The 21,224-nt window shown below is 43.1% G+C and carries 19 protein-coding genes; 12 read left to right on the top strand and 7 right to left on the bottom strand.

Features of this window, described 5'->3' with window-relative positions; translation table 11 throughout:
- Nucleotides 1-10: 10 nt before the first annotated feature.
- Nucleotides 11-7,645, top strand: coding sequence for a beta-ketoacyl synthase N-terminal-like domain-containing protein (locus tag ACQVGT_RS11540; RefSeq protein ID WP_015383715.1), 7,635 nt, complete (start codon nucleotides 11-13; stop codon nucleotides 7,643-7,645).
- Between the two features lie 44 nt (nucleotides 7,646-7,689).
- Here the strand turns inward: ACQVGT_RS11540 and ACQVGT_RS11535 are convergent, their stop codons facing one another.
- The 4 genes from ACQVGT_RS11535 to aprX all read right to left on the bottom strand — a co-directional run bounded on the left by ACQVGT_RS11535 (nucleotide 7,690) and on the right by aprX (nucleotide 11,826).
- Nucleotides 7,690-8,907 (bottom strand): cytochrome P450 family protein, encoded by a 1,218-nt coding sequence (locus ACQVGT_RS11535; RefSeq protein WP_015483250.1) that lies wholly within the window; start codon nucleotides 8,905-8,907, stop codon nucleotides 7,690-7,692.
- Nucleotides 8,908-9,125: 218 nt separating this feature from the next.
- Complete coding sequence (gene ymzB, locus ACQVGT_RS11530) at nucleotides 9,126-9,482, bottom strand: protein YmzB (protein WP_015383717.1); 357 nt, start codon at nucleotides 9,480-9,482, stop codon at nucleotides 9,126-9,128.
- A 78-nt stretch (nucleotides 9,483-9,560) separates the two neighbouring features.
- A complete protein-coding gene (locus tag ACQVGT_RS11525; RefSeq protein WP_015483251.1) occupies nucleotides 9,561-10,385 on the bottom strand; it encodes an MBL fold metallo-hydrolase in 825 nt (274 codons plus the stop codon).
- Between the two features lie 112 nt (nucleotides 10,386-10,497).
- Complete coding sequence (gene aprX, locus ACQVGT_RS11520) at nucleotides 10,498-11,826, bottom strand: serine protease AprX (protein WP_015483252.1); 1,329 nt, start codon at nucleotides 11,824-11,826, stop codon at nucleotides 10,498-10,500.
- Between the two features lie 224 nt (nucleotides 11,827-12,050).
- Here aprX and ACQVGT_RS11515 point away from each other — a divergent pair, with 224 nt between their 5' ends.
- From ACQVGT_RS11515 to ACQVGT_RS11505, 3 genes are all read left to right on the top strand, one after another.
- Complete coding sequence (locus ACQVGT_RS11515; protein ID WP_014476869.1) at nucleotides 12,051-12,284, top strand: hypothetical protein; 234 nt, start codon at nucleotides 12,051-12,053, stop codon at nucleotides 12,282-12,284.
- A 279-nt stretch (nucleotides 12,285-12,563) separates the two neighbouring features.
- Nucleotides 12,564-13,271, top strand: a complete 708-nt coding sequence (locus ACQVGT_RS11510; protein WP_003245758.1) for a poly-gamma-glutamate hydrolase family protein — start codon at nucleotides 12,564-12,566, stop codon at nucleotides 13,269-13,271.
- Between the two features lie 69 nt (nucleotides 13,272-13,340).
- Nucleotides 13,341-13,793 (top strand): OsmC family protein, encoded by a 453-nt coding sequence (locus ACQVGT_RS11505; protein ID WP_015383720.1) that lies wholly within the window; start codon nucleotides 13,341-13,343, stop codon nucleotides 13,791-13,793.
- Between the two features lie 13 nt (nucleotides 13,794-13,806).
- Here the strand turns inward: ACQVGT_RS11505 and ebrB are convergent, their stop codons facing one another.
- The 3 genes from ebrB to ymaG form a co-directional block, all read right to left on the bottom strand.
- Nucleotides 13,807-14,160, bottom strand: coding sequence for a multidrug efflux SMR transporter subunit EbrB (gene ebrB / locus ACQVGT_RS11500; protein WP_014476870.1), 354 nt, complete (start codon nucleotides 14,158-14,160; stop codon nucleotides 13,807-13,809).
- A 13-nt stretch (nucleotides 14,161-14,173) separates the two neighbouring features.
- Entirely contained in the window at nucleotides 14,174-14,491 is a 318-nt protein-coding gene (gene ebrA, locus ACQVGT_RS11495) for a multidrug efflux SMR transporter subunit EbrA (RefSeq protein ID WP_015483253.1), read from the bottom strand.
- Nucleotides 14,492-14,626: 135 nt separating this feature from the next.
- A complete protein-coding gene (gene ymaG / locus ACQVGT_RS11490) occupies nucleotides 14,627-14,908 on the bottom strand; it encodes an inner spore coat protein YmaG (protein WP_014664059.1) in 282 nt (93 codons plus the stop codon).
- Nucleotides 14,909-14,996: 88 nt separating this feature from the next.
- On the opposite strand from ymaG, the gene ACQVGT_RS11485 reads away from it, so the two are divergent.
- The 8 genes from ACQVGT_RS11485 (at nucleotide 14,997) to nrdF (ending at nucleotide 21,203) form a co-directional block, all read left to right on the top strand.
- Nucleotides 14,997-15,410, top strand: coding sequence for a YmaF family protein (locus tag ACQVGT_RS11485; protein WP_003231769.1), 414 nt, complete (start codon nucleotides 14,997-14,999; stop codon nucleotides 15,408-15,410).
- A 99-nt stretch (nucleotides 15,411-15,509) separates the two neighbouring features.
- Entirely contained in the window at nucleotides 15,510-16,454 is a 945-nt protein-coding gene (gene miaA / locus ACQVGT_RS11480; protein ID WP_015383722.1) for a tRNA (adenosine(37)-N6)-dimethylallyltransferase MiaA, read from the top strand.
- A 39-nt stretch (nucleotides 16,455-16,493) separates the two neighbouring features.
- Nucleotides 16,494-16,715, top strand: coding sequence for an RNA chaperone Hfq (hfq, locus tag ACQVGT_RS11475; RefSeq protein ID WP_003221097.1), 222 nt, complete (start codon nucleotides 16,494-16,496; stop codon nucleotides 16,713-16,715).
- A 195-nt stretch (nucleotides 16,716-16,910) separates the two neighbouring features.
- Nucleotides 16,911-17,186, top strand: coding sequence for a YmzC family protein (locus ACQVGT_RS11470; RefSeq protein WP_015383723.1), 276 nt, complete (start codon nucleotides 16,911-16,913; stop codon nucleotides 17,184-17,186).
- Nucleotides 17,187-17,267: 81 nt separating this feature from the next.
- Nucleotides 17,268-17,498, top strand: a complete 231-nt coding sequence (locus ACQVGT_RS11465; protein WP_003245262.1) for a hypothetical protein — start codon at nucleotides 17,268-17,270, stop codon at nucleotides 17,496-17,498.
- Between the two features lie 243 nt (nucleotides 17,499-17,741).
- On the top strand, nucleotides 17,742-18,134 hold the full coding sequence (gene nrdI / locus ACQVGT_RS11460) for a class Ib ribonucleoside-diphosphate reductase assembly flavoprotein NrdI (RefSeq protein WP_003231758.1): 393 nt from the start codon (nucleotides 17,742-17,744) through the stop codon (nucleotides 18,132-18,134).
- On the top strand, nucleotides 18,094-20,196 hold the full coding sequence (nrdE, locus tag ACQVGT_RS11455; RefSeq protein ID WP_014476877.1) for a class 1b ribonucleoside-diphosphate reductase subunit alpha: 2,103 nt from the start codon (nucleotides 18,094-18,096) through the stop codon (nucleotides 20,194-20,196). Before nrdI ends, nrdE begins: the two co-directional genes overlap by 41 nt.
- 17 nt (nucleotides 20,197-20,213) lie before the next feature.
- Complete coding sequence (nrdF, locus tag ACQVGT_RS11450; RefSeq protein ID WP_003231754.1) at nucleotides 20,214-21,203, top strand: class 1b ribonucleoside-diphosphate reductase subunit beta; 990 nt, start codon at nucleotides 20,214-20,216, stop codon at nucleotides 21,201-21,203.
- Nucleotides 21,204-21,224: the final 21 nt, after the last annotated feature.

Genomic DNA, 21,224 nt, shown 5'->3' with positions numbered 1-21,224 from the left:
GGAAGCGCCAATGCTGAACACAGAAGACATTCTCTGTAAAATGCTTTTCGCACAATTACAGTCCATAGGGTTTTTCACAGAAAGTAAATCCCAGCCGGTATTGGAGAATTTCTATGGCAGATGGTTTGAAGAAAGCCAATCGATTTTAGAACGGCATCAATTTTTGAAGCGAACGGAGAACGGACATGTTCCAACACGCTCAATAGGCACCATGAGCGAGCTGTGGAAAGAATGGAATGAACAAAAATCTGACCTGCTTCAAGACAATAATATGAAAGCCATGGTGACATTGGTGGAGACAGCACTTAAAGCCTTGCCGGAGATTCTGACCGGCAAGGCGTCAGCCACCAATATCCTGTTTCCGAATTCATCTATGGATTTAGTAGAAGGGGTCTATAAAAACAATCAAGTCGCAGACTATTTTAATGATGTGCTTGCAGATACGTTAACAGCCTATCTGCAAGAACGTCTGAAGCAAGAGCCTGAGGCGAAGATTCGAATATTAGAAATCGGAGCCGGGACCGGCGGGACAAGCGCGGCTGTTTTTCAAAAATTGAAAGCATGGCAGACACATATAAAAGAATATTGCTATACAGATCTGTCTAAAGCTTTTTTAATGCATGCAGAAAATAAGTATGGTCCTGACAATCCATATTTGACATATAAACGATTTAATGTCGAGGAGCCGGCGTCTGAACAGCATATTGATGCGGGAGGCTACGACGCGGTCATCGCGGCAAATGTGCTTCATGCCACAAAAAATATCCGGCAGACATTGCGAAATGCAAAAGCAGTTTTGAAAAAAAACGGGCTGCTCCTTTTAAATGAAATAAGTGATCATAATATATATTCGCATTTGACGTTCGGCCTTTTGGAAGGCTGGTGGCTGTATGAGGACTCTGATCTCCGCATACCGGGCTGCCCGGGCCTGTATCCAGACACTTGGAAAATGGTGCTTGAGAGTGAGGGATTTCGCTATGTTTCCTTTATGGCTGAACAATCGCATCAGCTCGGCCAGCAGATCATTGCCGCTGAAAGTAACGGAGTCGTCCGTCAAAAGAAGAGAACGGAGGCAGAAGAAGATCCAAGCCATATACAAATGAATGCTGAAATCGATCATTCACAGGAAAGCGATTCTCTCATCGAACAAACGGCACAATTTGTGAAGCATACGCTGGCAAAATCAATCAAACTATCACCAGAACGTATTCACGAAGATACGACATTTGAGAAGTATGGAATTGATTCGATTTTGCAGGTGAATTTCATTCGTGAATTAGAAAAAGTGACGGGAGAGCTTCCAAAAACCATTTTATTTGAACATAACAACACAAAAGAACTCGTCGAATATTTAGTAAAGGGGCATGAAAATAAGCTCCGGACAGCATTGTTAAAGGAAAAAACGAAGCCTGCAAAAAATGAAGCTCCACTTCAAACAGAGCGTACAGATCCTAATAAGCCATTTACTTTTCATACACGCCGCTTTGTTACAGAGCAGGAAGTCACGGAAACTCAGCTAGCAAATACTGAACCACCAAAAATAGAAAAGACAAGTGATTTGCAAGGAACACATTTTAATGATTCTAGTACAGAAGATATCGCAATAATCGGGGTAAGCGGGCGCTATCCGATGTCTAACAGTTTAGAAGAGCTTTGGGGGCATTTAATCGCCGGAGACAATTGTATTACAGAGGCACCGGAATCCAGATGGCGCACATCTTTATTGAAAACATTATCAAAAGATCCAAAAAAGCCGGCAAATAAGAAACGCTATGGCGGATTTTTACAAGATATAGAGGCATTTGACCATCAGCTTTTTGAGGTGGAGCAAAACCGGGTGATGGAAATGACACCGGAACTCCGTTTATGTTTAGAAACCGTCTGGGAAACGTTTGAGGACGGCGGCTATACGCTAACCCGGCTGGATAAATTGCGGGATGATGACGGAGTAGGTGTTTTTATAGGGAATATGTATAACCAGTATTTTTGGAATATCCCATCTTTAGAGCAGGCAGTCCTCAGCTCAAATGGGGGAGACTGGCACATTGCAAATCGCGTTTCCCACTTTTTTAACCTGACCGGACCGAGTATCGCTGTCAGCTCAGCATGCTCTAGTTCATTAAACGCCATACATCTTGCGTGTGAAAGCCTGAAATTGAAAAACTGCTCAATGGCGATTGCTGGGGGTGTCAATTTAACACTCGATCTCTCTAAATATGATTCTTTGGAACGTGCCAATCTGCTGGGAAGCGGCAATCAAAGCAAAAGTTTTGGCACAGGAAACGGGCTTATTCCCGGGGAAGGCATCGGAGCTGTCCTGTTAAAACCGCTTTCGAAGGCAATGGAAGATCAGGATCATATTTACGCTGTGATCAAAAGCAGTTTTGCCAACCATAGCGGCGGAAGACAGATGTATACAGCTCCGGACCCGAAACAGCAAGCAAAGTTAATTGTCAAGTCGATTCAGCAGTCGGGCATTGATCCAGAGACTATCGGCTATATTGAATCGGCGGCAAATGGTTCGGCGCTGGGCGATCCTATTGAAGTAATTGCCTTAACAAACGCGTTTCAACAATATACAAACAAGAAACAGTTTTGTGCGATAGGCTCTGTCAAATCCAATCTGGGGCATTTAGAGGCGGCTTCCGGTATTTCTCAGCTGACAAAAGTGCTGCTGCAGATGAAGAAAGGGACGCTGGTGCCGACAATTAATGCGATGCCTGTCAATCCAAATATTAAGCTGGAACACACGGCTTTCTATCTTCAGGAAGAAACAGAGCCATGGCATCGCTTGAATGATCCTGAAACTGGAAAACAATTGCCACGCAGAAGCATGATCAATTCCTTCGGAGCGGGGGGAGCCTATGCCAATCTTATTATAGAAGAATATATGGAGACGGCCCCTGAGAAAGAACATATCGCTCCCCGCCAGCAGGAATTCACTGCCGTTTTTTCAGCCAAAACAAAATGGAGCCTGCTTAGATATCTAGAAAATATGCAATTGTTTTTAGAGAAGGAAGCTTCTCTGGATATTGAACCCGTTGTACAGGCTTTACACAGGAGAAACCATAATTTAGAGCATAGGGCTGCATTTACAGTGACATCGACTCAAGAGCTGATCGAAAAACTAAAGGTGTTCCGAACATCAAGAGAAAGCTCACTCCAGCAAGGCATCTATACATCATTCGATTTACAGCCATGTGCGGAATCAGCATCTAGGGATAGAGAAATAAACGCAGCAGAGCAATGGGCACAAGGGGCCTCGATTGCTTTTAAAGAAGCTGATATAGGGAACCGATCAGGCTGGGTTCATCTGCCTCACTATGCATTTGACCATAATACACCATTTCATTTCGATGTATCGTCTATCAATGAGAAATCGTCAGATGTTGAAGACAATATCAATCAGCCGGTCATTCAAGATCAATTCACTTATGATGAGCCTTACGTTCAAGGACACGTCTTCAACAATGAACGGGTGCTTGTCGGTGCCACATATGGCAGTCTGGCCATTGAAGCATTTTTTAACCTGTTCCCTGAGGAAAACAGCGGCCGTATCAGCAAATTAAGTTATATCAGTCCAATTGTCATCAAACAAGGCGAGACCGTTGAACTTCAGGCAAAGCCGCTGCAAAAAGATCAAGTCATAGAACTGCAAATCATGTATCGCGAGCCGTCCTCTGGTTTGTGGAAGCCTGCCGCAATCGGACAATGCGGAATCGGTTCTTTTGAGCCCAAAAAAGTCAATATCGAGAACGTTAAGCATTCATTAACTAAGCTTCATCACATCGATCAGATGTATAAAACCGGAAACGGTCCTGAATGGGGAGAGTTATTTAAGACAATTACTCATCTCTACAGAGATCACAAGTCTATACTGGCAAAAATTCGCCTGCCCCAAAGCGGGCTGGCAAACGGGCACCATTACACTGTAAGCCCATTGATGACAAACAGCGCGTACTTGGCTATCCTCAGTTTCTTAGAGCAGTTTGACATGACAGGCGGCTTCCTGCCGTTTGGAATCAATGATATCCAGTTTACAAAGCAAACGATAAAAGGGGATTGCTGGCTTTTGATTACATTGGTTAAGAATACAGGTGACATGCTGCTGTTTGATGTAGATGTGATCAATGAGTCGTCAGAAACAGTGCTGCACTACTCGGGCTACTCGCTTAAACAGCTTCGTATTTCGAATCAAAGAGGAAATCAAAATAAGGCCATCAAAGCCAGCAATCTGAAAGATCGTATTAGAAGCTATGTAACAGATAAACTGGCAGTAAACATGGCCGATCCGTCAAAATTGACTCTTGCAAAAGCGCATATCATGGATTTTGGAATCGATTCTTCTCAATTGGTTGCACTGACAAGGGAGATGGAAGCAGAGACAAAGATCGAATTAAATCCGACTCTGTTTTTTGAATATCCGACTATTCAAGAGCTAATCGACTTTTTTGCGGACAAACATGAAGCATCTTTTGCTCAGCTGTTTGGTGAAGCTCATCAGCAGGAAGAACGCCCAGCTCAAATCGAAAACCAAATGAAACAGATTCCGGCATACGAGACGAACACGGATAAAACAATTGAACACGCGGCAGACGGCATAGCCATTATCGGTATGTCGGGACAGTTTCCGAAAGCAAACAGCGTAACAGAATTTTGGGATAACCTTATCCAAGGAAAGAACTGTGTCTCTGAAGTGCCGAAAGAACGCTGGGACTGGCGCAAACATGCCGCAGCTGATAAGGAAGGGCAATCAAGCCTTCAATGGGGCGGTTTTATAGAAGGAATAGGTGAGTTTGATCCCCTGTTTTTTGGCATATCGCCTAAAGAAGCGGCGAATATGGACCCACAGGAGTTTCTGCTCTTGATACATGCATGGAAGGCGATGGAAGATGCAGGCTTAACAGGGCAGAGTGTATCCAGCCGCCCGACAGGAGTATTTGTCGCAGCCGGCAATACGGATACAGCTGTGGTTCCTTCCCTAATTCCAAACCGTATATCCTATGCGCTTGATGTAAAAGGGCCAAGTGAATATTATGAAGCTGCCTGTTCCTCAGCTCTAGTGGCTTTGCACAGAGCTATACAGTCCATTCGAAACGGCGAATGTGAGCAAGCCATTGTCGGGGCTGTGAATTTGCTGCTTTCACCAAAAGGCTTTATTGGCTTCGACTCAATGGGCTATTTGAGTGAGAAAGGGCAGGCCAAATCCTTTCAAGCAGATGCAAATGGCTTTGTCAGAAGTGAAGGAGCAGGAGTTCTCATCATTAAACCATTGCAAAAAGCCATTGAAGATTCTGATCATATTTATTCGGTTATTAAAGGTTCAGGTGTATCGCATGGCGGCAGGGGAATGTCACTTCACGCGCCAAATCCGGCCGGCATGAAGGATGCAATGCTGAAGGCTTATCAAGGAGCGCAAATTGATCCCAAAACGGTGACCTATATAGAAGCGCATGGGATCGCCTCTCCATTGGCAGACGCGATAGAAATAGAGGCGTTAAAGTCAGGCTGCAGTCAGCTCGAATTGGAACTTCCACAGGAAGTACGGGAGGAAGCGCCATGTTATATCAGCAGCTTAAAGCCGAGCATCGGTCACGGTGAACTCGTCTCAGGCATGGCTGCTCTTATGAAGGTCAGCATGGCGATGAAGCATCAAACAATACCAGGCATATCCGGATTTTCGTCTTTGAATGACCAGGTGTCATTAAAGGGCACCCGTTTCCGAGTGACTGCCGAGAATCAGCAATGGGGGAATTTAAGTGACGATGCAGGCAAAAAAATTCCGCGCAGAGCGAGTATCAACAGCTATAGCTTTGGAGGCGTAAATGCGCACGTCATTTTAGAAGAATATATTCCTTTACCAAAACCACCTGTTAGTATGAGTGAGAATGGTGCCCACATTGTGGTTCTTTCTGCAAAGAATCAAGACAGGCTAAAAGCAATTGTTCAACAGCAGCTTGACTATGTGAATAAACAACAAGCACTGTCATTACAAGATTATGTTTATACACTCCAAACCGGCCGAGAGGAAATGGAAGACCGCCTGGCGCTCGTCGTCCGCAGTAAAGAAGAACTGGTAATCGGCTTGCAAGACTGCTTAGCTGCGGAAAAAGGCGATAAGCCGAAAAGTTCTGTACCTGTCTTTAGCGGAAATGCAGAAAATGGCTCGTCAGATCTCGAAGCCTTGCTGGATGGTCCATTAAGAGAAATGGTGATAGAGACTTTGTTGTCTGAAAACAACCTTGAAAAGATCGCGTTTTGCTGGACAAAAGGGGTGCAAATCCCGTGGGAGAAGCTTTATAAAGGAAAAGGTGCCCGCAGAATACCGTTGCCAACCTATCCATTTGAAAAGAGAAGCTGCTGGAACGGCTTTCAAGCAGTAGAGAGTACGCCTTCTGTTTCACAGGATGAGCTTATCAACAACAACAGTGATCATCACATATTAGCAACTGTACTAGGGATGGATCCAGATGAACTGCAGCCTCATAAGCCATTGCAGCAGTATGGATTTGATTCAATTTCTTGCATACAGTTATTACAGCAATTGCAATCAAAGGTGGACCCTCTCATTGCCTTGACGGAGCTTCAAGCATGCCATACTGTTCAGGACATGATGGACTTGATCGCAAAGAAACAGGAGGATACATCCTTACAAAATGATCAAGCTCGCACGTTTCCGGAATTGATACCGTTAAATGACGGCAAGCGGGGGCGCCCTGTCTTTTGGTTCCATGGCGGAGTAGGAGGAGTTGAAATCTATCAGCAATTTGCACAAAAGAGCCAGCGCCCTTTTTACGGCATTCAAGCCAGAGGATTCATGACTGATTCTGCGCCTTTGCATGGAATTGAACAAATGGCTTCCTATTATATAGAGATCATTCAATCCATACAGCCTGAAGGTCCTTATGATGTAGGCGGATATTCCTTAGGCGGGATGATTGCATATGAAGTCACTCGCCAGCTGCAAAGCCAAGGCCTTGCTGTCAAAAGCATGGTGATGGTTGACTCCCCATATCGTTCTGAGACAAAAGAGAATGAGGCATCTATGAAAACGTCAATGCTGCAAACAATTAATACGATGCTGGCATCGATTGCGAAACGGGAAAAGCTTACGGATGTTCTCATCAGCCGTGAAGAGGTGGACATAAGCTTAGAGGATGAAGAATTCCTGTCTGAGTTGATTGACTTGGCAAAAGAACGAGGGCTAAACAAACCAGATAAGCAAATACGTACGCAGGCTCAGCAAATGATGAAAACACAGCGCGCCTATGATTTGGAGTCGTACACTGTTAAGCCTCTCCCTGATCCTGAGACGGTAAAATGTTATTATTTCCGCAACAAAAGCAGGTCTTTCTTTGGTGATTTAGACACTTATTTCACTCTATCAAATGAAAAAGAACCGTTTGATCAAGCTACCTATTGGGAGGAATGGGAGCGGCAAATTCCCCATTTCCACCTGGTGGATGTCGATTCAAGCAACCACTTCATGATATTAACCGAACCGAAAGCGTCAACAGCCATGTTAGAATTTTGCGAAAAGCTCTATTCAAACAGGGGAGTAGTGAATGCGAATTTCCTTAAGGCTTTCCGGAAGAAACATGAAGCGAGGGAAGAAAAAGAAACAGATGAATTGGTGAAGCGCTGAGAAAACACAAACGCCCCCTCTTTTAAAAGGGGGCGTTTTGAATGTTATTTTGAAAGTGAAACAGGGAGACTTTCTAATCCTCTTAAAAAGACATTTTTTCTCCATTGAATGTCTTCAGGTGCAACCGCAAGTTCAATATCAGGAAATCTCTTCAGAAGTGCGTTAAATGCAATGTGGCCTTCCAGCCTGGCAAGAGGCGCTCCTAAGCAGAAATGAATGCCAAAACCGAAAGAAATATGTCTGTTAGGCGACCGATTTATATTTAATATTTCGGGGTTTTCAAAAAAATTCGGGTCGCGATTGGCAGATCCAATGCCTATAAAAATCATGTCTCCTCTTTTGATCGAATGCCCCTTATATGTAAAGTCTTCAATGGCCCACCGATTTGCCATCATAACGACAGGTGAGGTGTATCGCAGCAATTCTTCAACCGCTGTAGCGATCATTTCAGGATGCTGCTTGAGCTTCTCACATTCCTTCTTGTGCTGCAGCAATGCGAGTGTGCCTGAGCCGAGTAAGTTAACAGTTGTCTCAAGGCCGGCTACAACGAGCAAGAACAGCATCGAATAGAGCTCTTTTTCGCTTAACTTGCTGCCGTTTTCCTCAGCATGCACAAGTTTGCTGATTAAATCGTCTTTTGGCTTTATCCTTCTGTCATGGATCAGCTTGGCGATATAATCTTTAAATTCACGAAGGGCCTGATTTGTCAGCTCTCTATTACCTTCAGAGGTATCAACCATCGCATTGGTCCAGATTTGAAACTGTGACCGATCTTCTTTTGGGATTCCCATCAATTCAGATATAACAATAAAAGGCAAAGGGGAAGCGAAGGATTTCATGATATCCGCTTTATTTTCTTTTTCCATTTCATCTAAAAGCTGTTCAGCAATTTGTTCAATGCTGCCGCGCAGATTTTCAATGGTTCGGGGAGTAAATGCTTGATGAACAAGTGATTTCAGGCGGGTATGGTCAGGTGTGTCTTTTGCCAGCATATGATCGGATACAAAATCGATATCTTCACTAACGTTGAGCATTTTGATTTGTTCTTGGTCCATCACATTTTTTACGTCTCTTGTAATTCGATTGTCTTTTAAAAAGGCCATACAATCATCGTATCGGGTAATTAACCAGGCCGGATATGTGGCTCCGAACCGTTTTAATTCAAATCGGTGAATGGGCTCTTCCTCTCTAAATCGTCCTAAAACTGAAAAAGGATTGTGATGAAACTCTTTACCATGCGGATGAAACATCAATTTTTCCATTTGCATTCTCCTCGCCTAATAGGGTAAATAGGATGAATCAAATTGCTGAACTAGTTTACAAAAAACAGAATGATTTGAAATGTAATCCTGTCTCTAAAACTATATATCTATTTTAGGAGTCATTCAATAGGGTGAAGAACGAAAAAAGTGAAAAAACGCAGCGCCTTTGAACGAAAGCTCAAAGGCGCTACGCTGTATTATTTTGATGAAAGTGATTGTCAGCTGTGCTGGATATCAATTGTATATACTGCACGATCTGTTATGACCTTCAATCCTTCGTTTTCTTGGTGAATATGTATTTCACCTAATAAAGGAATCTCATAGGCATTTTGCGGAAGCGGTACGTTTCCGTCCTCAGTGAATGTTGTTCCTTCGCCTTCTAAAACCAGCTCTTCTTTCGCAACATAATCATCAGGATGATTCGTACTGCGTATAGCCACTTTTTGAAGGTGGAGAACTATCTGATCCAAGTCTGATATCTCTTCATCATGGGTCAATTCACCTTTTCTAATATCAAGCGTCTGGCCGACTTTTGATTCCAGCCATTGAGAAAGCTGTGTATTCGTGTGTGCCATCAATATTCCTCCTTTTGATCTACACGATACTATTCCCAATTGCTGCATCTTTTACACGGAAAAGAGCCGCCTCACTCTTTATGTATGAAACAATTCGCTGTTGAGAGCCTTGATATAGCGTACGGCAGAACGCTGGACCGCTTCGCCGGCATTTTCTTTGACAACTTTAGAAAAAGCATTGTAAAGCCGGTTGAATTGAAGCGGTTTTACTTTGGCTGCCATTTCTTCAACTTTGGAGGCGGGAAGGGGAATGAGGTTTGGGTAGCTGTACATAAAGCTGACCCAGTTTCGGTCCGCCGCAACCGTAATGATATCTCCGGTCAATAGACAGCCTTTCCCTTCATTGCCCTTGCTCCAATGCAAAACAGCACCGCCTTTAAAATGTCCGCCCAGTCGGTAAAGGTCCAGTCCCGGCTTCATATTGAGCGTTTCCCCTGACCAGAAGTGAATGTGATTGCTTGGCCTTGTCACCCATTCTTTATCATCCTCATGGATATAGATCGGGGCCTGAAATGCTTCAGCCCACTCAACCTGAGTAGAGTAATAATGTGGATGAGACAAGGCGATGGCTTGAATACCGCCTAATTCGTTGATTTGGTCAATTGTCTTTTGGTCAAGATATGTCATACAATCCCACAGCACATTGAAGCCCTTATGCTGGATAAGATGGGCTGTTTGTCCGATCGCAAACTCTGGTTCAGTTTTGATGCTGTAAAGATGCTCTTCTTCTTTTTGGAGGATGTTTTGAAGGTTTCCTTTCTCACGCATGTCTTCAAGGGTTGTCCAAGTTTGTCCATCGGGATGAATATACTGTCTTTCATCCTCGCAAATCAGACACGAGTTGGGCGGATCTACAGTCTGTGCATGTTGCACACCGCATGTATTGCAGATATAATATGGCACTTTCTTCACTTCCTTCATCTATTTTCCATTATTTTACCTTATGATTATGAATATTCAAACGAAAAAACCGGCAGTTTCTGCTGAGAGAGAATTGCCGGCTTTTTGGTGCTTTTTATTGGCCGGGAACGGAATTTTCTGCGTTGACAGCGCCCGCTCCGTAGATATTCGGATCTTCATCTTTCCATTTGTCCGTGCCGTTTTTCAAAAGCTCTTTTACTTCATCAGGGGTAAGATCCGGGTTTTGCTGAAGAATTAAAGCTGCGATTCCTGCGCAAATCGGTGTTGCCATCGAGGTTCCTGACATTGTAAAGTACTGAGACCCTACACGGCTTGACTTTTGAAGCTTATCAATATAAGAATTGGGAGAGCGAAGGGAAATAATATTAACACCCGGCGCTAAAATATCGGGCTTTTCTTTCCCGTATACTGTCGGGCCGCGGCTTGAGAAGGAAGCGACAGTATCATCATCGCTGCTTGCAGTATTGTTATCATCAAGCGCACCTACTGTAATCACCTTTTCGCTCACGCCCGGGCTTGCAATGGTCTGCGAATCAGGGCCTGAGTTTCCGGCAGCGACACAGACGACAATCCCTGTGTTCCACGCTTCTTCAACCGCTCTGACTAACGGATCTTCCTGTTCATTATCATATCTAAGGGCATCGCCCCCAAGCGACATACTAATAATATCAATCGGTTCATCGGGGTTGTCCTCATTGTATTGAATACACCACTCAACACCCTCTATAATATCTGCTAACGTTCCTGAACCCTGCTTGTTTAATACCTTTACGCCGATGAGATTGGCTTCCGGTGCAGGTCCGCGGTATTGACCGGAAGAGGATGCGCCGCTGCTTGCGACATCACCTGCACAGTGTGTGCCATGACCATTATCATCGTACGGCTCTGTTTTTTGATTGACCATGTCCGCGAATCCGATAATTCTGCCTTCTAGATCAGGATGCGGGTAGATTCCTGTATCGACAACAGCGACAGTAACGCCTTTTCCTGTCAGGGTTTGCCCGTTTCTGACGACTTCCTTCGCATGGCTTGCTTCGGTTGCCGTGTCTAAAAGCGCTTTGACTTCGCGGTTTAAATACACTTTACGGATATTGCTGCATTCAGAGAGAAGGGAATGTAATGCTGAAGGAGTAACCTCGGCGCTGCAGCAGTTGATTTTGTTGAAGCGGCTTTTTAGCTTGCTGCGTTTTTCTTTTTGCAGCACCTCTCCAGCCATTTGAAAGCCGGTCTCGTGACAGCCTTCCTCAAATTCGATAATGACTGACATTTTTTTTCTGTTTTGCAATTTGGTTTCGAAAAATTTATGCAAGAAGCAAGGAGTCCATTTGAAGGGCTTGTAAAGCTGCAATACGGTTTCCCGTAACGGCCAATCTAGCTTGTGAGCATTTGCTCTCACCATTTGTACCATAGAGTACCCAAACATGTATTTTCCTCCTATTATAAGGTTCTCTGTATACTCTATGAACAGATGATAGGTTTGGTAAGTTTGTTTGTCCTCTGTAAGAGACAGACAAGAGTTTGTTTTTCTGAATCTTTCGCATTAGATACGATAGATTCAGAAGTTGAGGAAATCATTGGGGATTGAAAAAGAACATTTGTTCGTATTATAATGTGATCATATCAAACTGGGAAGGGGAGAGCAACCGTATGAATTTCTACTTGCACCGATCATTGGAAAGCCAAATGCCAATCAGCATTATATATATGAAGAAAGACGGAACGATTAGTAAAAGAACGATTATTGTAAGACAGAAAAGCAAAACGAAAATCAAAGCATTTTGTTTTTCGAAACAACAGATCAGAACATTTTTATTGGACTCTATCCTCTCCTGTGACTTTGTGAGAACAAATAAGCAAAATCTCTATTCTGCAGGCCGGTAACAGCTGTCCGTCTCAGCAACCGGGCAGCCTGTTACTAAAACCCTCCTTAAACCTATATACATTTATTTGCCAAGTGAGGTTGTTCCTACCTTTTTTGTCTTTCCTCTCAACCTTTTTTCACTCTTATTTGAAATGAACCGCTAATAACCGTGACAATCAATTGATTTTTTGAAACCGGGAACTTTTTCACTGATGATATTGTGTATACAATGGTAAGATAAAACCTATTGGCTAAACCTCATATAATGAACCGCGCCATTCTTATGAAAGGAGTTAAACATGAGAAGATTTTTACTAAATGTCATATTAGTCTTAGCCATTGTCTTGTTCTTGAGATATGTTCATTACTCATTGGAACCTGAACCATCAAATCAGCCAGATACATATTCAAATTTCAGCAGCTTGGCAGAGAATGAGAGCCCAGCCGATTACGATATTTCATATAATGAGAAAAAAGGAAGCAAAGTCTTAATTATGTCTCCGCATGGCGGAAGAATTGAAGGCGGAGTAAGTGAGCTTGTTCGTTATTTCAATAATGAATACTCTACATACCTGTTTGAAGGGTTGAAGTCCCACGATAACCAAACGCTGCACATTACAAGCACCAACTTTGATGAGCCATTGGCAAAAAAGAAAATCAAGGAGCATCAATATGTGGTGGCTTTTCACGGATATAAAGGAGAGAACAAGAATACGCTTGTAGGGGGAACAGACCGAAAGCGGGCGAAAATGATTGTGAGAGCCCTTGAGCGGAGAGGGTTTTCCGCTGAGTTAGCGTCGTCTAAAAGCGGTCTTGCTGGATTGAATGCCGAAAACATTAATAACCAAGGGGAAACGGGGCTAAGTATCCAGCTGGAAATCAGCCGTGAGCAGAGAGAAGCATTTTTTGATGATTTTTATTATAAAAATAGAAAATACACAAAGAATAGTGAATTTTATGCTTATGTCAGTGCGATCAAAGGTGTCCTGGAAAAAGAGTATTCGTAACAAGCAGATCAGAAGACAAAATAAGAGAAGATCAGTAGACTGAAATAGGATAAAAAAGGAGGCGAAACAATGGCAGATCATCATTTTTATTTAAAAGCGAATTGGCCGGGTAACCGCAATGATGTCGGTACGATTGAAAGCGGAAACCTGATCACATCGATTTCCATTCCTAAAGAAATGGATGGCCCGGGAGAAGGGACCAACCCAGATGAAATGCTTCTCGGGGCGGCAGCGACCTGTTACATTATTACACTTGCAGCGATGATGGAGAGAAGCGGGCTGGAAAAAGAAGACTTACAGATGGAGTCAGAAGGCATTGTCGACGTCACAAAAGGAGTCTTTACATACAAAAAGATCATTCACCGTCCCTCTGTCGTGCTTAAACATGATGCTTCACAAGATGACGTCGCATTGGCTCACAAGCTTTGTAAAAAAGCGGAGGCGTCATGCATGATTTCGCGTGCAATTCAAGGAAATGTCGAGCTGCAGCTTGAAGCCTCTGTGAAACTGGGTGGAGAATAAAGAAAACAGACGGTCACTCACAGACCGTCTGTTTTTTATCTTCAGCGTGGGCTTTCGATTGATTTAGCACGACCACGCCTGCAATGACAAGCGTGAGACCGAATACACCTTTTAAACTGATGGTTTCGCCAAAAAGCAAAAAACCGACAATTGCTGTAAGCGCGGTACCAACGCCCGACCATGTTGCATACGCGCTTGATAAGTCAATTGTTTTTAAAGAAAAGCTTAGAAACGTAAAAGCAGAAAGAAATCCGACTATGACTCCGGCAATGGGCCAGGCTTGTGTAAATCCTTCTGAAAGCTTCAGCATCGTGCTCCCAAACACTTCAGATACAATGGCGAGAGCCAAATAAAGCAATCCTCTCATCTTCATCACTCCTTTACTGCCAATTAAGTAACACGACCCCTGATAGTAATAAAAGAATCCCGATAAGCCCTTTGGCATTCAGATCTTCCTTGAACCATTTTACTCCGATCACTGTCGTCAGCACCGTGCCCGCCCCGCTCCAAGTCGCATAGGAGAGGCTCAGGGGAATATGGTTTAAAGTCAGGGACAGCATATAAAAGGCGAGGGAATAGCCAATAACGACCAAAGCACTTGGCTTCCACTTTTTGAAGCCATCAGATACTTTCAGCATGGCTGCTCCTATCGATTCTGAACATATGGCAATCGTGAGGAATATATATCCTATCAACATCATGAATTCTCCTCACTATATTTTTAGATTAGAAAAAAACTTCAGCTAGAAAAATATTAGTGTATGCCTATGTATGAGTCAAGAGATTCATTTTCACACACTTAAAAAGACCCCTTTTTAAGGGGTCTTTTGCGTTTAATAATAATAAGGGAACGGGGCATACGGATAATAGGGGTATCCGCCATACAAATAAGGATTAAATAAAGCGCTTCCTATAAGCCCGCCTGCAAGGCCGCCGATAAACGGTCCTCCAAAAAATCCGAATGGCCGGCCAAAACCAAATCCATAACCAAATCCGGGTCTTCCAAACCCGTAACCGAACCCGAACGGTCTTCCAAACCCAAATGGTCTCCCGAATCCGAACGGTCTTCCAAATATTCTTGTATCTTCAGGGCTGAAATTTTCTAACTCGTTCATGTTTTCTTTCCTCCTGTAATAAAGTGTAGATGATGCAGTGTATTCAGCCTGCCCGGATTTGATTGGGCGAATCGAGGAAAAGGAGGATGTGAACACATTGGGCCTGTATCAGTCTGACTGGTCAAAAGCACCGCCCCACGCACATGCTTATCATGTCAAAACAACGAGAGAACAGGGCCATTATCATCTCATTGAAGGGTTTACTCAGCCGGCAAACGGATCAAATACCGATCAGCATACACATTACTATACAGGGATCACTTCATTTGAAAACGGCCATTTTCATCGGTATTACGGAATCTCAGGGCCGGCGATTCCCTTAGCAGATGGCACACATTATCATGAAATCGAAGAAACGACGTATCTGGCCTATAACGAGCCGATTGAGATCCAGTACGGAGGGGTTGTGTACGATCCCGGAGATGACAGAAGAAAAACGCATCGTCATACCCTGAAAGGAAAGACAAGGGAAATTGTCGGCAATGAGCCGCTCGGCTGGTAGAAGGATGTTTACCGATGCAAAAAAAGGGCAAAATGGATAGGTGGTTATCCATGTTGAATGCTATAATGGGGGGAGATTTATAAAAGAGAGTGATACATATTGAATAATACGAAGCAGCCCGTTGTCATTTTAGTCGGACCGACGGCAGTGGGGAAAACCAATTTAAGTATTCAGCTAGCCAAATCCTTAAACGCGGAAATTATCAGCGGAGATTCGATGCAGATTTATAAAGGGATGGATATTGGAACAGCTAAAATTACCGAACAGGAGATGGAGGGAGTGCCCCACCATCTGATTGACATTTTAGATCCCCAAGACTCTTTCTCTACTGCCGATTATCAAAGCTTAGTAAGAAATAAAATCAGCGAGATTGCAAATAGAGGAAAGCTTCCGATGATTGTCGGCGGTACAGGGCTTTATATACAATCTGTGCTTTACGATTATACATTTACGGAAGAGGCAAATGATCCCGTGTTTCGAGAGAGCATGCAAATGGCTGCTGAGCGGGAAGGCGCTGACTTTCTTCATGCCAAACTTGCTGCAGCAGATCCCGAGGCAGCAGCTGCGATTCATCCGAATAATACAAGAAGAGTCATTCGCGCACTGGAAATTTTACATACGTCCGGAAAAACGATGTCCCAGCATTTGAAGGAACAAAAACGAGAACTTCTGTACAATGCAGTGTTAATCGGCCTGACAATGGATAGAGACACACTTTACGAAAGAATTAATGAGCGGGTCGATATGATGATGCAGTCAGGCCTTCTCCCGGAAGTGAAACGCTTATACGACAAGAACGTGAGAGACTGTCAATCAATACAGGCGATAGGCTATAAAGAGCTGTATGCATATTTTGACGGTTTTGTGACACTTTCCGATGCTGTCGAACAGCTAAAGCAGAACTCGAGGCGGTATGCGAAACGCCAGCTGACGTGGTTTCGCAACAAAATGCAGGTCACATGGTTCGATATGACACCGCCTGTTGATATGGAGCTGAAAAAAAAGGAAATTTTCACACATATAGCAGGAAAACTCGAACTTTAATCGAAACTGTATGATATAGAGAATCAAGGAGGACGAAACATGAAACCGATTAATATTCAGGATCAGTTTTTGAATCAAATCCGGAAAGAAAATACGTATGTCACTGTTTTTTTGCTGAACGGCTTTCAGTTGCGGGGCCAGGTGAAAGGCTTTGATAACTTTACCGTATTGTTGGAATCGGAAGGTAAGCAGCAGCTTATATATAAACATGCGATCTCAACGTTTGCGCCGCAAAAAAACGTCCAGCTTGAACTCGAATAGATCAAAAAATGCCATGTCAAGACATGAGGAAAGGCTGCCGGGGGTTCCCGGCGGCCATTTTTAACATGAATCCACTTTTGCTACAAGCTTTTTGTGTAAGCTGACCATGCCAAGGCACGGTCTTTTTTTATGAGAACAACATACGGAAGTAAAAATGGTATATTATGTATAAAATGAATTTGGGAGTGATCGACCTTGTTTGAAAGTGAAGCAGAACTGAGACGAATTAGGATTGCACTTGTATGGATAGCTGTTTTTTTACTGTTCGGGGCGTGCGGGAATCAAGAAACCATTATTGAAACAGACAGCGGCAATTCAGACTATGAAACGCCTCAGCCCACCTCGTTTCCGCTTGAACATAATCATTTTGGCGTTATGGAGGACGGCTATATTAAAATTTATGAGTATAATGAGTCCAGCAATGAGGTAAAGCTGAAGAAAGAATACGACACGGATGATGAACTTGAATAAAATTCACAAGCATCCGAATTTACAAAGCGGATGCCAGCCGCTAAACTAAATACAGACACAGATCAAACAGAGGGTGAAAATATGAAGCATAAAGTGATCGTGAATCATTGGGAAGAAATTTGCGAAGATGATTCTTGCTATGAATACGGAACAAGTATCATTGTGAACGGAAAAGAATTAATCAGAGAAGCGTCAATTATCACTGCTTTGAAGGCGGTTTTAGAAGAGATCGGCGCGGATGTTGAAATAGAAGAAACAGTAGAGAGCGAAAAATGCTGTGATAGCTTAAGAAAAAAAAATCTAGACTACTAAGCAGTTTTTTTTCATGTTATGATATACATCGGCTAAAAAACGACACCCCGAGTAGGACGAGAGATGATTCTCGTTCTGCTCTCTTTTTTGGGCCCTAATGAGTCTGCCCATTTGCCTGATTTGATCAAAATATGAATTTTTCATAAAAACGAATCTATATATTGTGTTTTTGCTAGAGGGTAGTATACTATATATAGTGTTAGTGATGAGAGATTCATATTTTTTGATAGGTCGTGATAAAACGTGGTACAAATCATATTTGATTCGAAAACAGGGAATGTTCAGCGGTTTGTAAATAAAACAGGCTTTCAGCAGATACGCAAGGTGGACGAAATGGACCACGTGGACACTCCGTTTGTTTTGGTCACCTACACGACAAACTTCGGTCAGGTACCGGCATCAACACAATCATTTCTCGAAAAATACGCCCATCTCTTATTAGGTGTCGCTGCGAGCGGCAACAAAGTATGGGGCGATAACTTTGCAAAAAGCGCCGATACCATTTCAAGACAATATCAGGTGCCGATCTTGCACAAATTTGAACTCAGCGGCACATCTAAAGACGTTGAATTGTTTACTCAGGAGGTAGAAAGAGTTGTCACAAAATCAAGTGCCAAAATGGATCCAGTTAAATAACGAAATCATGATCCAAAAAGATGGAAAATTCCAGTTTGATAAGGATAAAGAGGCTGTACATAGCTATTTTGTAGACTATATCAATCAAAACACAGTGTACTTTCACGATTTAAAAGAGAAGCTGGATTATTTGATTGAAAACCAATACTACGAAGAGGAGTTCTTAAGCCTTTATTCTTTTGAAGACATTAAAGAAGTGTTTAAGACAGCTTACGCAAAGAAGTTTCGTTTTCCTTCCTTCATGAGTGCGTTTAAATTTTATAATGACTATGCTTTGAAAACGAATGACAAGAAAAGAATCCTCGAGCGTTATGAGGACCGGATCTCAATTGTTGCGCTGTTCTTCGCAAACGGCGACACTGAGAAAGCAAAGGAATATGTGCACCTGATGATCAATCAGGAATATCAGCCGAGCACACCGACATTTTTGAACGCCGGCAGAAAACGCCGCGGTGAACTTGTGAGCTGCTTCTTGCTCGAAGTTAATGATTCTTTAAATGACATTTCAAGAGCGATCGATATCTCCATGCAGCTTTCTAAACTGGGCGGAGGGGTTTCTCTTAACCTGTCCAAGCTTCGCGCGAAAGGTGAAGCCATTAAAGATGTTGAGAATGCGACAAAAGGCGTTGTAGGCGTCATGAAGCTTCTTGATAACGCGTTCCGTTATGCTGACCAAATGGGACAAAGACAAGGGTCCGGCGCGGCGTATTTAAACATTTTCCACCGCGATATCAATGATTTTCTTGATACGAAAAAGATTTCTGCGGATGAAGATGTACGTGTCAAAACGCTTTCGATCGGTGTTGTCATTCCGGATAAGTTCGTTGAGCTTGCACGCGAGGACAAAGCGGCTTATGTATTCTACCCGCACACGATTTATAAAGAGTACGGCCAGCACATGGATGAGATGGACATGAACGAAATGTACGACAAGTTTGTCGACAACCCTCGGGTGAAAAAGGAAAAAATCAACCCGCGGAAACTGCTTGAAAAATTGGCGATGCTTCGTTCTGAATCAGGCTATCCATACATCATGTTCCAAGATAACGTCAATAAAGTGCATGCGAATAACCATATTTCGAAGGTCAAATTTTCTAACCTTTGCTCTGAAGTGCTGCAGGCATCTCAAGTTTCTTCATACACAGACTATGATGAAGAAGATGAAATCGGTCTGGATATTTCCTGCAACCTGGGCTCGCTTAACATTCTCAATGTCATGGAGCATAAATCAATCGAAAAGACAGTCAAGCTTGCGACAGACTCTTTAACACACGTGTCGGAAACAACTGACATCCGTAATGCGCCTGCTGTAAGACGGGCAAACAAAGCGATGAAATCAATCGGCCTCGGTGCTATGAACCTTCACGGCTACCTTGCGCAAAACGGCATTGCGTATGAAAGTCCGGAAGCGCGTGACTTTGCAAACACGTTCTTTATGATGGTGAACTTCTACTCCATCCAGCGTTCTGCGGAAATCGCAAAAGAGAAGGGCGAAACGTTTGATCAATATGAAGGCTCAACCTATGCGACAGGTGAATACTTTGACAAATACGTTTCTACTGATTTCTCACCGAAATATGAAAAAATCGCTAATCTGTTTGAAGGTATGCATATCCCGACGACAGAGGACTGGAAAAAGCTAAAAGCATTTGTGGCTGAACACGGTATGTATCACAGCTACAGATTATGCATTGCGCCAACAGGCTCTATCTCATACGTCCAATCAAGTACGGCGTCTGTTATGCCGATTATGGAACGCATTGAAGAACGAACATACGGCAACTCAAAAACGTACTACCCAATGCCTGGGCTTGCATCTAATAACTGGTTCTTCTATAAAGAAGCCTACGATATGGACATGTTCAAGGTTGTGGATATGATCGCCACTATCCAGCAGCACATTGATCAGGGAATCAGCTTTACATTGTTCTTAAAAGACACAATGACGACCCGTGATTTAAACCGAATCGATCTGTATGCACATCATAGAGGAATTAAAACCATTTACTATGCAAGAACGAAAGATACTGGGCAAGACAGCTGCCTTTCTTGTGTTGTTTGATTAAAGGAGAGTTTATAGTGACAAAAATTTATGACGCAGCAAACTGGTCAAAGCATGAAGACGATTTTACCCAAATGTTCTATAACCAAAACGTGAAACAGTTCTGGCTTCCGGAAGAGATTGCTTTAAACGGCGATCTCCTCACATGGAAGTACCTCGGGAAAAACGAGCAGGACACTTATATGAAGGTACTGGCCGGACTTACGCTTCTTGATACAGAGCAGGGGAATACGGGAATGCCGATCGTGGCTGAACACGTAGATGGCCATCAGCGGAAAGCGGTGCTGAACTTTATGGCGATGATGGAGAACGCTGTCCATGCGAAGTCGTACTCTAATATTTTCATGACCCTTGCACCAACTGAAACGATCAATGAAGTATTTGAATGGGTTAAACAAAATAAATATTTGCAGAAAAAAGCGCAAATGATTGTCGGGCTTTACAAAGCCATTCAAAAAGATGATGAAATTTCACTGTTCAAAGCGATGGTTGCTTCCGTCTATCTGGAAAGCTTCCTTTTCTACAGCGGTTTCTATTATCCGTTATATTTCTACGGACAAGGAAAACTGATGCAAAGCGGTGAGATCATTAACCTGATCCTTCGTGACGAAGCGATTCACGGCGTGTATGTCGGTCTCCTTGCTCAGGAAATTTATAATAAACAGACAGAAGAGAAAAAAGCAGAGCTTCGTGAATTTGCGATCGACCTTCTGAATCAGTTATATGAAAATGAGCTTGAATATACAGAGGACTTGTACGATCAAGTCGGACTCTCACACGATGTAAAGAAATTCATCCGCTATAATGCGAATAAAGCGCTGATGAACCTTGGATTTGATCCATACTTCGAAGAGGAAGACATTAATCCGATCGTTTTAAACGGATTAAACACAAAAACAAAATCACATGACTTCTTCTCTATGAAGGGGAATGGTTATAAAAAAGCGACAGTTGAGCCGCTCAAAGATGATGACTTTTATTTTGAAGATGAAAAAGAGCAGATATAATATCTGCTCTTTTCGGCTTGA

The sequence above is a fragment of the Bacillus sp. SCT118 genome (assembly GCF_058566435.1).
Note: the sequence above shows the minus strand (reverse complement) of the source record. Positions and strands in the feature narration are given on the sequence as shown.

Bases quoted from the DNA above. Each gene is read 5' to 3' on its own strand.
- ACQVGT_RS11515 (WP_014476869.1), top strand. From the start codon at position 12,051: ATGAATTTCTACTTGCACCGATCATTGGAAAGCCAAATGCCAATCAGC.
- ymzB (WP_015383717.1), bottom strand. From the start codon at position 9,482: ATGGCACACACGAATACACAGCTTTCTCAATGGCTGGAATCAAAAGTC.
- ACQVGT_RS11510 (WP_003245758.1), top strand. From the start codon at position 12,564: ATGAGAAGATTTTTACTAAATGTCATATTAGTCTTAGCCATTGTCTTG.
- ebrB (WP_014476870.1), bottom strand. From the start codon at position 14,160: ATGAGAGGATTGCTTTATTTGGCTCTCGCCATTGTATCTGAAGTGTTT.
- ACQVGT_RS11465 (WP_003245262.1), top strand. From the start codon at position 17,268: ATGAAGCATAAAGTGATCGTGAATCATTGGGAAGAAATTTGCGAAGAT.
- aprX (WP_015483252.1), bottom strand. From the start codon at position 11,826: ATGTTTGGGTACTCTATGGTACAAATGGTGAGAGCAAATGCTCACAAG.
- ACQVGT_RS11535 (WP_015483250.1), bottom strand. From the start codon at position 8,907: ATGGAAAAATTGATGTTTCATCCGCATGGTAAAGAGTTTCATCACAAT.
- ACQVGT_RS11540 (WP_015383715.1), top strand. From the start codon at position 11: ATGCTGAACACAGAAGACATTCTCTGTAAAATGCTTTTCGCACAATTA.
- hfq (WP_003221097.1), top strand. From the start codon at position 16,494: ATGAAACCGATTAATATTCAGGATCAGTTTTTGAATCAAATCCGGAAA.
- ymaG (WP_014664059.1), bottom strand. From the start codon at position 14,908: ATGAACGAGTTAGAAAATTTCAGCCCTGAAGATACAAGAATATTTGGA.
- ACQVGT_RS11505 (WP_015383720.1), top strand. From the start codon at position 13,341: ATGGCAGATCATCATTTTTATTTAAAAGCGAATTGGCCGGGTAACCGC.
- ebrA (WP_015483253.1), bottom strand. From the start codon at position 14,491: ATGTTGATAGGATATATATTCCTCACGATTGCCATATGTTCAGAATCG.